11 protein-coding genes are annotated in these 12194 nt (G+C 70.3%); 9 read left to right on the top strand and 2 right to left on the bottom strand.

Going from position 1 to position 12194, the window contains the following annotated elements:
* Positions 1 to 50: 50 nt before the first annotated feature.
* The 4 genes from Q9R39_RS13640 to Q9R39_RS13625 are packed head-to-tail and all read left to right on the top strand — an operon-like array spanning position 51 to position 2690.
* Positions 51 to 575 (top strand): META domain-containing protein, encoded by a 525-nt coding sequence (locus Q9R39_RS13640; RefSeq protein WP_396275669.1) that lies wholly within the window; start codon positions 51 to 53, stop codon positions 573 to 575.
* Positions 572 to 1552, top strand: coding sequence for a malate dehydrogenase (locus Q9R39_RS13635; protein WP_058253181.1), 981 nt, complete (start codon positions 572 to 574; stop codon positions 1550 to 1552). The genes Q9R39_RS13640 and Q9R39_RS13635 overlap by 4 nt, the downstream gene beginning before the upstream one ends.
* Positions 1553 to 1563: 11 nt before the next feature.
* A complete protein-coding gene (ppk2, locus tag Q9R39_RS13630) occupies positions 1564 to 2394 on the top strand; it encodes a polyphosphate kinase 2 (RefSeq protein ID WP_058253227.1) in 831 nt (276 codons plus the stop codon).
* Positions 2394 to 2690 carry a DUF503 domain-containing protein gene (locus Q9R39_RS13625; RefSeq protein WP_058253180.1) on the top strand — a complete coding sequence of 99 codons (297 nt, stop codon included), beginning with the start codon at positions 2394 to 2396 and terminating at the stop codon, positions 2688 to 2690. The genes ppk2 and Q9R39_RS13625 overlap by 1 nt, the downstream gene beginning before the upstream one ends.
* On the opposite strand, the gene Q9R39_RS13620 is transcribed toward Q9R39_RS13625, so the two are convergent.
* Positions 2671 to 3258 carry a mismatch-specific DNA-glycosylase gene (locus Q9R39_RS13620; RefSeq protein ID WP_058253179.1) on the bottom strand — a complete coding sequence of 196 codons (588 nt, stop codon included), beginning with the start codon at positions 3256 to 3258 and terminating at the stop codon, positions 2671 to 2673. The two genes, Q9R39_RS13625 and Q9R39_RS13620, sit on opposite strands and share 20 nt — an antisense overlap.
* 40 nt (positions 3259 to 3298) lie before the next feature.
* Positions 3299 to 3667: a VOC family protein gene (locus Q9R39_RS13615; protein ID WP_058253178.1), complete on the bottom strand. Its 369-nt coding sequence runs from the start codon at positions 3665 to 3667 to the stop codon at positions 3299 to 3301.
* 112 nt (positions 3668 to 3779) lie between these two features.
* Here Q9R39_RS13615 and Q9R39_RS13610 point away from each other — a divergent pair, with 112 nt between their 5' ends.
* From Q9R39_RS13610 to Q9R39_RS13590, 5 genes are all read left to right on the top strand, one after another.
* Positions 3780 to 6980, top strand: a complete 3201-nt coding sequence (locus tag Q9R39_RS13610; RefSeq protein WP_311277636.1) for a BTAD domain-containing putative transcriptional regulator — start codon at positions 3780 to 3782, stop codon at positions 6978 to 6980.
* A 121-nt stretch (positions 6981 to 7101) separates the two neighbouring features.
* Positions 7102 to 8529, top strand: a complete 1428-nt coding sequence (locus Q9R39_RS13605; protein WP_137810018.1) for an FAD-binding oxidoreductase — start codon at positions 7102 to 7104, stop codon at positions 8527 to 8529.
* A 57-nt stretch (positions 8530 to 8586) separates the two neighbouring features.
* Positions 8587 to 9000, top strand: a complete 414-nt coding sequence (locus Q9R39_RS13600) for a hypothetical protein (RefSeq protein WP_137810019.1) — start codon at positions 8587 to 8589, stop codon at positions 8998 to 9000.
* A gap of 116 nt (positions 9001 to 9116) precedes the next feature.
* Positions 9117 to 10745 (top strand): FAD-dependent monooxygenase, encoded by a 1629-nt coding sequence (locus Q9R39_RS13595; RefSeq protein WP_311277635.1) that lies wholly within the window; start codon positions 9117 to 9119, stop codon positions 10743 to 10745.
* Between the two features lie 88 nt (positions 10746 to 10833).
* Complete coding sequence (locus Q9R39_RS13590; RefSeq protein WP_311277634.1) at positions 10834 to 12141, top strand: polysaccharide pyruvyl transferase family protein; 1308 nt, start codon at positions 10834 to 10836, stop codon at positions 12139 to 12141.
* Positions 12142 to 12194: the final 53 nt, after the last annotated feature.

Below are 12194 nucleotides of genomic sequence, written 5' to 3'. Positions count from 1 at the left end.
CCCACATTCGTCATATCCATACCCCTGTCCGGTCGGCTACCGTTGTGCGCGTGAGCTCCGGCGAACGCCGTCAACCGGCGCAGCGACGTCAATCCGAGGCGGGACGTCTACCCGCGCGCGACCGATCCCCGGCCCGCGAACACCGCATCAGCTTACGCATGGCCTTACTGCTCAGCGCGGTGATCGCCGCGGTCGGCACGATGCTCGTCGGCCCCGGGTCCGCGGTCGCCGCTCCCCCCGCCCCCGGCTTCGTCGGCAAGACCTACACCTCGACCGCGGTGACCGGTGAACAGATCCCCGGCGGTGGACCCCTGGAGATCAGTTTCCCGGCCGCCAATCGGATCGCGCTGTCGGCCGGTTGCAACCGGCACATCGGGGATCTCCGCGTCGACGACTCACTGTTGCGTCTCGGCTCCCTCGCCTCGACGATGATGGCCTGCCCCGGTCCGCACGCCGGCGCCGACGCCTGGGTGACCACGTTCACCAAGGAACCGCTGACCTGGTATTCGGTGGGCCACGCGCTCGTCCTCGTCGGCCCCGCGGCGCAGGTCCTGCTCACCGAGAAGCCCTCGTGAACCGCCGACCGGTCACCGTGACCGTGACCGGCGCGGCCGGCAGCATCGGGTACGCCAGCGTCTTCCGGATCGCCGCCGGGGCGATGCTCGGCAAGGATCAGCCCATCGCCCTGCGCCTTCTCGAGTTGCCGCAGGCGGTCTCCGGCGCAGTGGGCACCGCGATGGAACTCGACGACGGCGCGTTCCCCCTCCTGAAGTCCGTCGACGTCCTCGACGATCCGCGCAAGGCGTTCGACGGCGCGAGCTTCGGCCTGCTCGTCGGGGCGCGACCCCGCACCAAGGGAATGGAGCGCGCCGATCTTCTCGCCGCCAACTCCGACATCTTCGCCGCCCAGGGGTCGGTCATCAACGACGTTGCCGCGGATGACATCCGGGTGATCGTCGTAGGGAATCCCGCCAACACCAATGCGGCGGTCGCCGCCGCGAACGCACCCGAGGTCCCGCCTGAACGGTTCACCGCGCTGACCCGGTTGGACCACAACCGCGCGATTGCCCAGCTCGCTCGCCGGACCGGCGCGAGCGTCGCCGAGATCAGCCGGGTCACGGTGTGGGGCAACCACTCCGCCACGCAGTACCCCGACATCTTCCACGCCCGGGTCGGCAACCGAAGCGGCGCGGACATCGCCGCCGACCGTGACTGGCTCGTCGACGACTTCATCCCGACCGTCGCCCGCCGTGGCACCGCGATCATCGAGGCTCGCGGATCGTCGTCGGCGGCCTCGGCGGCGAACGCCACCATCGACCATGTCCACGACTGGGTGCTCGGGACACCGCCCGACGACTGGACGTCGGTGGCGCTGCCGTCCCCGGGAGCCTATGGAGTCCCCGAGGGACTCGTGTGCTCGTTTCCGGTGCGCTCGATCGACGGCCGGTGGCAGATCGTCGAGGGTCTCGACATCAACGAGTTCTCGCGGGCGCGGATCGACGCGTCGGTCGCCGAACTCCAATCCGAGCGCGAGGCCGTGTCCACCCCGTAGTGTTTCTGCTCATGTCGAAGAAGGACAAGGCGAAAAAGGCCAAGATCGGGAACAAGGTCTACGAGGCGGAGTTGTTCCGGTTGCAGACCGAACTCGTGAAGCTCCAGGAATGGGTCCGTGACAGCGGCACCCGCGTCGTGGTCATCTTCGAGGGGCGTGACGCTGCCGGCAAGGGCGGAACGATCAAGCGCATCACCGAGTATCTGAGCCCACGGATCGCACGGGTCGCCGCGCTCCCGGCGCCGACGGATCGTGAACGCGGACAGTGGTATTACCAGCGTTACGTCGCGCATCTGCCCGCGCCCGGCGAGATCGTCTTGTTCGACCGGTCCTGGTACAACCGCGCCGGCGTGGAGAAGGTCATGGGTTTCTGCACCCCCGAGGAGCACTCGCGGTTCCTGCGGCAGACCCCGATCTTCGAGCAGATGCTCATCGACGACGGCATCCTGCTGCGCAAGTACTGGTTCTCGGTGTCCGACGACGAACAGCTCAAGCGGTTCCGGTCACGCATGAACGACCCTGTGCGGCAATGGAAGCTGAGCCCGATGGATCTCGAGTCGGTGTACCGGTGGGAGGACTACTCGCGCGCCAAGGACGAGATGATGGTCCACACCGACACCGCGCTGAGTCCCTGGTACGTCGTCGAATCCGACGTGAAGAAGCATGCTCGCCTGAACATGATCTCGCATCTGCTGTCGACCATCGAGTACGCCGAGGTCCCCCGCCCCCGCGTGTCCCTGCCCAAGCATCCGATCGAGTCGGGCAACTATCACCGCCCGCCGCGCTCGCTGTCCAAGTACGTACCCGACCACGTGGCGACGCTGATCCGCACCGACCACTGATGTGGATCGGGTTCTGCGAGTTCGACTATCTGCTCGGTGACGTGCACTCGCTGAAACAGAAGCGGTCCGTGGTGCGACCGATCGTCGCCGACCTGCGCAAGCGGTACACGGTCTCGGCTGCCGAGGTCGGACACCTCGACGTCCATCGGCGAACCGTCATCGGGGTCAGTGCGGTGGCCGCCGACCGCGGACATGTCGTCGACGTGCTCGACGCCGTCGAACGTTCTGCGGCAGCCCATCCCGAAGTCGAGTTGCTGTCGGTGCGACGCCGGGTCGTCAGCTCGGAGGACTTCTGAGGTCGTCGACGACCCCGGCGGCAGCCGCGGCCCGGCGGTAGGCGGCCGCGAGGGACTCGACCGTCTCGTGCGCGTTCAGTCCGCTCGGGTTGGGGACCACCCAGAGTTCGGCCCCGTCCCACGTCTCGTCCTGCCGCCCCGGCACGGCATCGCGGCGCCCGAACGCGCTGCGATACGCGGTGATCCCGGCGACCGCGACAACCCGTGGGCGGATCTCACGAACCCGTTCGCGCAGGCGGCGTCCCCCCTCGCGGAACTCCTCGACGGTCAGTTCGGCGGCGGTCGCGGTGGCGCGTGGCACGACGTTGGTGATCCCCACGCCGCGGTCGAGCAGCATCGTCCGGTCGGCGTCGGACATGCCCGTCGATGCGTCGATCACGTGGTCGACGATGCCGGCCCGGGCGAGCGCCGGGTAGAACCGATTGCCGGGCCGGGCGAAATGCGCACCGGTGGCCGCGGTCCACAGGCCGGGGTTGATGCCGACGAACAGCAGCTTGCAGCCCTCGCCCACGAGGTCGTCGACGGTGCGGTCTCGGTAGGCGAGCAGGTCGGCCCGGGTGAATCCCATCAGGCACACCGGGTATCCGGCCGGGCGATGCGGGAACGCGTCAGGATGCCGTCTCCGCACCGTGTCGGGCCGACACGCAGAACTGGTTGCCGTCGGGGTCGGCGAGCGTCACCCACACGAAGCCGGGCATCTCACGATCGGCGATCCGGCTCGCGCCCGCCGCCACGAGTCGATCCACCTCCGTCTCGAGATCGTCGGTGGTCAGGTCGAGGTGGACGCGGTTCTTGCCGGGCGTGGGGTCCTCGACCTGCTGGAACGCGAACAGCGGCCCGCCCTCCCCGACCGCGACGACGATGAAGTAACCGTCGTTGTCCTCGACGATGCGGCCGCCGAGCTGCTCGGCCCACCACGTCGCCAGGGGCGCGGGCGCGAGTGCGTCGACGGTGATCATGCCCAGTGCGAGACTCATGCCTGCCAAGCTACTCCCGGCCACCGACATCCCCGGGCGGTCGCGGGCAGATCGTCGGCACGTTCGCCGCTAGCCGCCCGGAAGGACCCGATCACCACTTACACTCACGCTGATGCTCGAAATCTCCTATACGGTCTTGGGCGGCCTCGGGGCTCAGATCGGTTCCGACCCCGTCGAACTCGGCACGCGCAAGCAGCGGGCGACACTCGCTCAGCTGATTCTCGCCGAGGGTGTTCCGGTGCGCGCCGACAGTCTGATCGAGGGCATCTGGGGCGATTCGCCTCCGGAGCGCGCCGAGGTGTCGCTCCAGTCCTACATCTCGGGCCTGCGCAAAGTCCTCGAGCCGCATCGAAAGCCTCGGACTCCCTCCACGGTCCTGCTCACCCACGGGACGGGGTACAGCCTCCCGACGGCCGCCGACAACGTCGACGTGCGCAGGCTGACCGCCCGGGTCGGCGATGCTCGTGCATTGATGCAACAGGGCGACGCGGCGGGTGCCGCACCGCTGCTGCACCAGGTGCTCGCCGACTATCGTCCCCTGCTCCCCGAGTTCGAGGGCCTCGCCTTCCGGGACGAGGCCGCCGATCACCTCGACCGCATGCTGCAGGCGGCGCGGGAGATGTCCTTCGAGGCCCGCATGGCCGACGGCGACCACCGCCTGCTCGTCACCGAACTGGAGACCGAGGTCGAACGCGCGCCGCTCGACGAGGGCTTGTGGGTGCTGTTCGCCACCGCCCTCTACCGACTCGGCCGTCAGTCCGACGCACTCGGGGCGATCGCCACCGCCCGCCGGACCCTCGCCGAGGAGATCGGCGTCGACCCGGGACCCCGTCTCCGCACCCTCGAACGCGACATCCTCGACCACGCTCCGCATCTCGACGCCCCGGCCGCCACCGCCGCGGGCAAGGTGACGCTTGCGCCGGACGTCCCGACACCGGGCCCGCGGACGTCGGCGCAGTCGACGACGGACGAATCGGTCGACGACGCCGACCTCGACGACGCCCCGTCGGTGGTCGGCCGGACCGACGAACTCGCCGCGTTGCATCGGGCGGTGCTCGCCTCGATGACAGGACACGGCGGCGTGGTCGTGGTCGAGGGCGAACCGGGCGCGGGCAAGACGGCGCTCATCGACGAAGCCGGCCGTCGGGCCGCGGGCGCCGCCGACCTCCGGGTCCTGTGGGGGCGCTGCGTCGACGACCCGGCCGCACCCTCGATGTGGCCGTGGGTGCAGATCCTCGGTGCGGTCCTCCCCCGGCTCGACCCCGCCGATCGGGAACGACTCCTCGACAGTTCACTCGGCCGGATGGTGACCGAGGGCGTCAACGTGATCCCGCCGCCCCGGCAGATGCCGGACGCGGCCGCTCGATTCCAGTTCTACGACCAGGCCGCCGATCTCCTCGAGGGGGTGGCCGCGACGTCGAAGCTGATCATCGTGCTCGACGATCTGCAGTGGGCCGACGGTGCGTCTCTGGAGTTGTTCGCGCACATGGCCGCCCGACGCACCGCCGGGGTCACGTTCTTCGCCTCGTTGCGTTCGCCGTCGAACCGGCCCGTCGTCGCCACCACCCTGGCGACGCTGGCCCGGTTGCCGGAGCATCGCCGCCTCCACGTCGGCCCGCTCGGCGGCGACGACATCTCCGAGCTCATCCGGCGCGAGACCCGGCAGTGGCCGGAGGTCGCCACCGTGTCGTCGATCCAGCGACGCACCGGAGGCAACGCCTTCTTCGTGCGCGAACTCGCCCGCATCCTGGCCGACCGGGGGTCCATCGCGGGCAGCGCCGTCCCGTCCGGCATCCGTGATGTGGTGCGCCAGCGACTGGTCGGCATGTCCGCGGCGACGACCGAACTACTCGAACTCGCGTCCCTCATCGGGACCCGCGTGGACCTGGTCCTGCTGGCGACCGCCGCGAAGCGCCCGGTCGACGAGGCGCTCGACCTCCTCGAACCCGCGGGCGAGGCGGGTGTCATCGATCTCGGACCGGAGGATCCGTTCGGATTCGGCTTCAGTCACGACATCATCCGGGAGGCGATCGCGGACGGCATCGCCGCCATGCGCGCACGGCGACTGCATCTCGCGATCGCCGACGCCCTCGCCGGCAACTCGTCGCCGCATGCCGTGGCGAGAGTCGCGCGGCATCTGTGGTCCGCCGGGCCGCTGGCCGACCGTGAGCGCACCACGACCGCCCTCCTCGCGGCGGGGAACATCGCGCTGCGCACCTACGATTTCGACGGGGCGCGCCGGCATCTCGGGGATGCGGCGACGCTCGCCCGCGCGACCGGTGACCAGCAGGCGGAGCTCGTCGCGATCACCACCCAACTGGCCGGAGACGTCGCGGCGCACGGGTACTTCGCCGCCGATCCCGAGCTGCAGGACCGCGCCCGTGTACTCGCCTCCGCCCTCGGCGACGCCCGGCTCCTCGCCACCCTCGACTACGCCCGCTGCGCGGCCCACATCCAGATCGCGGATGCACACACCGGCCACCGTCTCGCGGAGGATCTGCGTCGGCGCGCCGAGAGATCCGACGACCCGGTCGTCACCCATCTGGGCATGCACGCCGCCGGCATCGACGAGTTCACACGCGGCAATTTCGGTGCGGCGCATCGCATCCTGGAGGACTATGCGCCGATCGACGTCGTCGTCGACGGTCTCCGCGACGATCAGCTCGCGATGGCCCGCGGTTTCCGCGCCTGGGCGGCGACCGTGCATCGCGGTGTCGACGCCGGCCGAGACCTCTTCGCCGCGATGGCCGATGCCCATCCCGATCCACGGTCCCGGCTCGCCATGGCCATCTTCGCCGTCGGCGGGGCGTCGATGCTCGGCGACACGAGGTGGGTTCTGGACGCGGGCCCGGCCATCACGTCCGACGGCGTCGGGCCCCTCGCCTACCTCCGTCGCGGCGGCGAACGCATGTACTGGTGGGCGCGCGCCCTCACCGGCGACCTCGACGACGCCCTGGAGCACATCGAGCGACTGGGTGCCGACGAGGTCGGTATGGAGGATCACCCGCGGACGGGTGAGGGCTACTGGCTGGGTCTGCACGCCGAGGTCCTCATCGTCGCCGGCAAGCTCACCGACGCCGCCACACTGCTCGACCGGGCCGACGACTTCGCCGACCGCACCGGTGAACGTTATGCCGACGCCCACCGCCTCCTCGTCCGCGCACGTTACGAGTACGCCAACGGGCGTCCGGCGTCCGTGGTCGGCGCCACGCTGGCGACCGCGCGCGACACCGCCCGCGCGCAGGAGGCGGCCGGGTTGATCCGACGGATCGATTCGCTGGCCACGACCTGGGGTCTGACGTCCCCGACCTGAGTCGCCAAGTCCGCCTCAAGTCGCCTTCAAGCGCCGTCGGCGACCCTGGTCAGGACTCCGGCGTCGTCCGGAGCCCGACGAATTCCGCCGGATCGTTCCGGCCGCGACCGAGGACCTGCCGATGCCCGCAACACCCGCCTCCTCCCTGCCCGAGCACGCCGAGCGCCTCACCGTCCGGACCCGTACCTCGGTCCTCGCGCAACTACGCGACCGGATCGCCGGCGACGTCTTCGGCCCCGGCGATGCCGGCTACCTCGACGCGCGATCCGGCTTCAACCGGCTCGACGTGCACCGCCCGGCCGTGATCGCCGTGCCCGACAATCATTTCGACGTGGTCGAGGCGGTCCGCTTCGCCGTCGAGGAAGATCTACGCGTCGCCGTCCAGGCGACCGGTCACGGCACGGGGAGACCGGCCGACGGCGGACTGCTGATCAACACCTCCCGGCTCTCGTCGGTGAGCGTCGACCCCGTCACCCGGACCGCCCGGGTCGGCGCCGGCGCCCCATGGCGAACGGTCGTTGACGCGGCGGCGCCGTACGGTCTCGCGCCACTGATGGGCTCGGCCGGCGGGGTCGGGGCGGTCGGTTACACGCTCGGGGGCGGTTTCGGCTGGCTCGGTCGACGCCACGGCCTCTCGTCGGACCGCGTGCTCTCGTTCGACCTGGTGACTCCGGACGGGACACCGATCCGGGTCACCGATACCAGTTTCCCGCACCTCTTCTGGGCGTTGCGCGGCGCCGGCGCCGGCGGTCTCGGTGTCGTGACGTCCATGGAGATCGCGCTCGTCGAGGTGTCGACCGTGTACGCCGGCAATCTCTTCTATCCGGCCGCCGACGCCGAGGAGATCATCCGCCGGTTCCGCGACTGGGCGCCCGCCCAGTCCGAGGAGCTGACGTCGGCCGTCGCGATTCTCAACCTCCCGCCCACGGACGACGTCCCGGCGCCGCTCCGCGGCCGGAGCTTCGCCGTCGTGCGCGGCTGCTGGTCCGGGGATCTCGACGCCGGTCGCGCGGTCGTCGACGAATGGCGCGAGTGGCGGACGCCGGTCGTAGACATGTGGGGTGCGCTGCCGTTCTCGGCGATCGACGCCGTCAGCATGGACCCGACCGAGCCGATGCCGGTGATGGTCACCACCGAATTGTTCGACGATCTCCCCGACGAGGCCGTCGACATCGTCGCCGAGCGGGTCCGACCGGCCCCGGCGTCGGCGCCGCTCATCGTGTGCGGCGAGATCCGCCACGCCGGTGGAGCGATCGCTCGCAGCGCGGACAACGCGCCCAACGATCGGGGGCGACAGGGCCGGTTCCTTCTCGAACTCGTTGCGGCGGTAGCCGATCCGCACGTCGCATTGGCCGTCGAGTCGACGTTGCGGGTGACCCGCGCCGAGCTCGAGCCCTACGTGACCGGCGCCGCCTACCTCAACTTCACCTCCGGCTCCGAACGCGTCGCCCGGGCCGCGGACGCGTTCAGCGCGGACAACCGTCGCCGGCTCGACGAGATCAAGGCCGCCCTCGACCCGGCGAATCGCTTCTGTCACGGCGACCTGTGATCGGCCAACCGGACGGCGCACTTGCCCCGGGTGGCCGGATGTGGACTGATGGTCGGCATGTCTGAACCGTCCGAACCCCGGCACGATCGCACCCCAAACGACCGGCCCCTGCTCGTCGTCGACGCCGCCAACGTCGTGGGTTCGGTGCCCGACGGGTGGTGGCGCGATCGCCGCGGAGCCACCGAACGGTTGCGGACGCGTCTCGATTCCGTCGCCGTCGGCGGACTCGAAGGACTGCCGGGGCCACTCGAGGTGGTGCTCGTCGTCGAGGGTCGGGCCCGCGGTGTCGTGGCGAGCGAACAGGTCCGAATCGTCGACGCGCCGGGTTCGGGGGACGACACGATCGTCGGCGTCGTCGCGGATTCGGATCCTCGTCGCGAGCGCATCGTCGTCACCGCCGACCGTGAATTGCGGGCCAGAGTCGCGCAACTGGGCGCCCGGACGATCGGCCCCGCCGCCATCCCGAGGTGACCGGGCCGGAGTCGACCGTCCGTTTGACGTCCTATTTTTCCGTTCTGGTGGCGGTGGGATGCCACCCGCCCGATAATCCTCAGAGCGTCGGCGACTGCCGACAACGGGAGGATTCCATGACCGAAGTCGATGTCCTGATCGCCGGCGCGGGCCCCATCGGCTTGACCGCCGCCATCGAGCTGCGCAGGCGCGGAGTTCGCGTGCGGATCGTCGATCCGCTCCTCGAACCCCCGCAGTACGCCAAGGCGGTCGGGATCCAACCGCGGACGCTCGAGGTCTTCGAGAGCATGGGCGTCGTGAAACAGGTGCTCGACGCCGGGCTCGAGATGCGCGGACAACTCGTCTACGTCAACGGAAGTCAGGTCTCGCGGGTCGATCTGTCGACGCCACCGGATGTGCCCTACCGATTCCACCTGCTCCCCCAGTACGCGACCGAGCGCATCCTGCGTGCGCGCCTGACCGATCTGGGTACCGAGGTCGACCGGGGCACCGCCGTGTCCGCGTTCGACCAGGACGCGGACGGGGTGACCGTGACGCTCACGGGTCCGGACGGGGACACCACCGTCCGTGCGGGCTATCTGCTCGGCGCCGACGGCGCCCACAGCGTGGTGCGCAAGGGACTCGGGCTGTCCTTCGAAGGGGCCGCCTTCACCGAGCAGTACATGCTCGGCGACATCGTGGCGGACTGGTCGATGCCCCAGGGGTACGCGATCCGCTCGATGCACCAGACCGCGGACGGCACGACCGACGACCAGCTGGTGTGCATCCCCCTTCCCGGCCGCGGCCGCTACCGGATGTCGATGCTCGTCCCCGACGAACTCGCGGTCGCACCGACCACCGGCGGAGACGGTGTGGCGCACGGTTTCGAGGGAACCCGGGCGCCGGAACTGTCCCACATCCAGGCCGTGGTCGACCGCCTCGCACCGGAACCCGCGACGGTGTCGAACCTGCGCTGGTCCTCGGTGTTCCGGATCAGTCACCGCATCGTCGATTCCTACGGTCGTGGACGCGTGTTCGTCGCCGGCGACGCCGCCCATATCCACCCGCCCACGGGTGCGCAGGGGATGAACACCGGCGTGCAGGATGCACACAACCTCGCCTGGAAGCTCGCCCTCGCTGTCGCGGGTGTCGGCTCCGACGGGCTCCTCGACAGCTACGACCTCGAACGTCGGCCCGTCGGCGAGGAGGTCGTGGGACGCACGGTCCGGGACGCCCGCGAGGGCATCGGCGCCGATTCCAACGACTTGGACTTCATCATGCGGCGCGAGGGCCAATTGCTGATCTCCTACGCCGACAGTCCGCTCGTCGCCGGGTCGGCGGTGCCCACGGCGCCGGCCGCGCCGCGTGCCGGTGAACGCGCACCGGATGCCGCCGGCCTCAGCCGCGATTCCGTCAATTTCCCGCTGCGACTGTTCGACGTGATCGGCGGCGTCGACCATTCGCTCGTCCTCTACGCCGACCCCACCGCCGGCGCCGACGAGGTCGCGGTACTCGAATCACTCGCCGACGAGATGTCGACGAGGGCGCACGGCCACCTCGACATCCATGTGATCGCCGCGCCGACCGCGCAGGTCGGCAGCACCGAACTACCGCTGCTCCGGGACACCGACGGCCGCTTCGCCGATGGCTACCGCCCCGACGGTTCGACGGTGTTCGTCATCCGTCCCGACGGGTACGTCGGGTACCGCGGGCCGACCACCGACGGCAAGGCCGCGCTGCGTCACCTCGAGGGCACCTTCGGGTAGCGGCGACACCTCGTACCAGCGCGCGCCGTGTCGTCCGATCTCTGTCCGACCGGGGCCACCGGCCGCGCACGCCGTAACCTTGGGGATCGTGACCAGCAGACCGGCACTCAACCGCCCCCTGTTCCGGGCCGCGGGCGTGCTCGCCGACCGCATCGGCACCTCGGTCCGGCAGCGCTCCGCCGAGTCACGTCTCGGCCGCGCGATGGGTGCCGGCGAGGTGATCTACCTGGTGGCACCGGCCGGCCACCCGAACTACGGCGACGAACTGATCGCAAGAACCTGGTTGCGGCACCTGACCCGGGTGCGTCCGAATGCCACGATCGTGCTGGACTGCCACAGCCCGGGCACGGCCACGACGCTGCTGCGCGATGCCCACCCGAACATGCTCGTCGTCGACACCCTCTGGCAATTGACCACTTACGCCGCGGAGGCCGAACAACCCGCGCCCTGGGAGTGGGTCGGCGCCGCCGCCCTCGACTCAGGTCTGGCGCCGCGACTGACCGCCGGGATCGACCTCCTGGAGTCGGCGACCACCATCCACCTCCTGGGCGGCGGCTACCTCAATACCGTGTGGCCACACCATGTCTCGTTGTTCGTCGCAGCTGCTGCGGTGGCCCGGCGCTCCGGGGCGCGCCTCGCCGCGACGGGTCAGGGACTCGTTCCCGCGCTGCAGGGCGCCGCGTGGGCGGCGTTGACCGAGGCGTTCGCCGCATTCGACGTCGTGGACGTGCGCGACACCGCGTCGTACGACGTACTCGACGGCATCATCGGCGCACGTCATTCCGGGGACGACGCGTGGCTGACCCTCCACCGGCCCCGGCCTCCGCTGTATCGAGAGATGGACACACCGGCCGAGAACGGCGTCGTGCTGTGCCTGCAGTCCGACCTCACCGAGAAGTTCGCCGGACCGCGGGCGACCGGCGTCGAGGCCCTGGCCGACTTCGTGCGGGCAACGCTCGACTCCTGGGACGTGCCCGGTTCGGCGGTCACCGTCGTCGAGGGAATCCCGGGACACGACAACGAGGTTCCCTACCGGCTCGGCGCGCGTCTGGCCGGCGCCACCGTGCTCACCTTCCGCGACGTCTGGAACGACGGGTTGCCCGCCGGTCACCACAACACCTGGATCAGCACGCGGTTCCACCCGCACCTGATGGCCGCGGCCGCGGGCGATCCCGGGATCGCGGTCGCGGCGATGCCGGGTTACTACACCACCAAACATTGGTCACTGGTCGAGGCCGGCTCGGACTGGACGGTGGTGGATTCCGGTACGTCCGTCCCGGACCGGCCGTACGGGCGGGGTTTCGACCCGGTGGCGCGGGAGCGGGCCGTCGCCGCGAAGCTCGCCACGGCCGTCGACATCTACCCGGTCTCGCCGGCGCTGGCGCACCGCATCTGACATACCCGCCCCGGACGTTGTCCCATTTGCGCCAAGTCGCCTCGGTGCGCCGA

Source organism: Gordonia sp. AC31 (genome assembly GCF_031844505.1).
GTDB lineage: Bacteria > Actinomycetota > Actinomycetes > Mycobacteriales > Mycobacteriaceae > Gordonia > Gordonia hongkongensis.
Note: the sequence above shows the minus strand (reverse complement) of the source record. Positions and strands in the feature narration are given on the sequence as shown.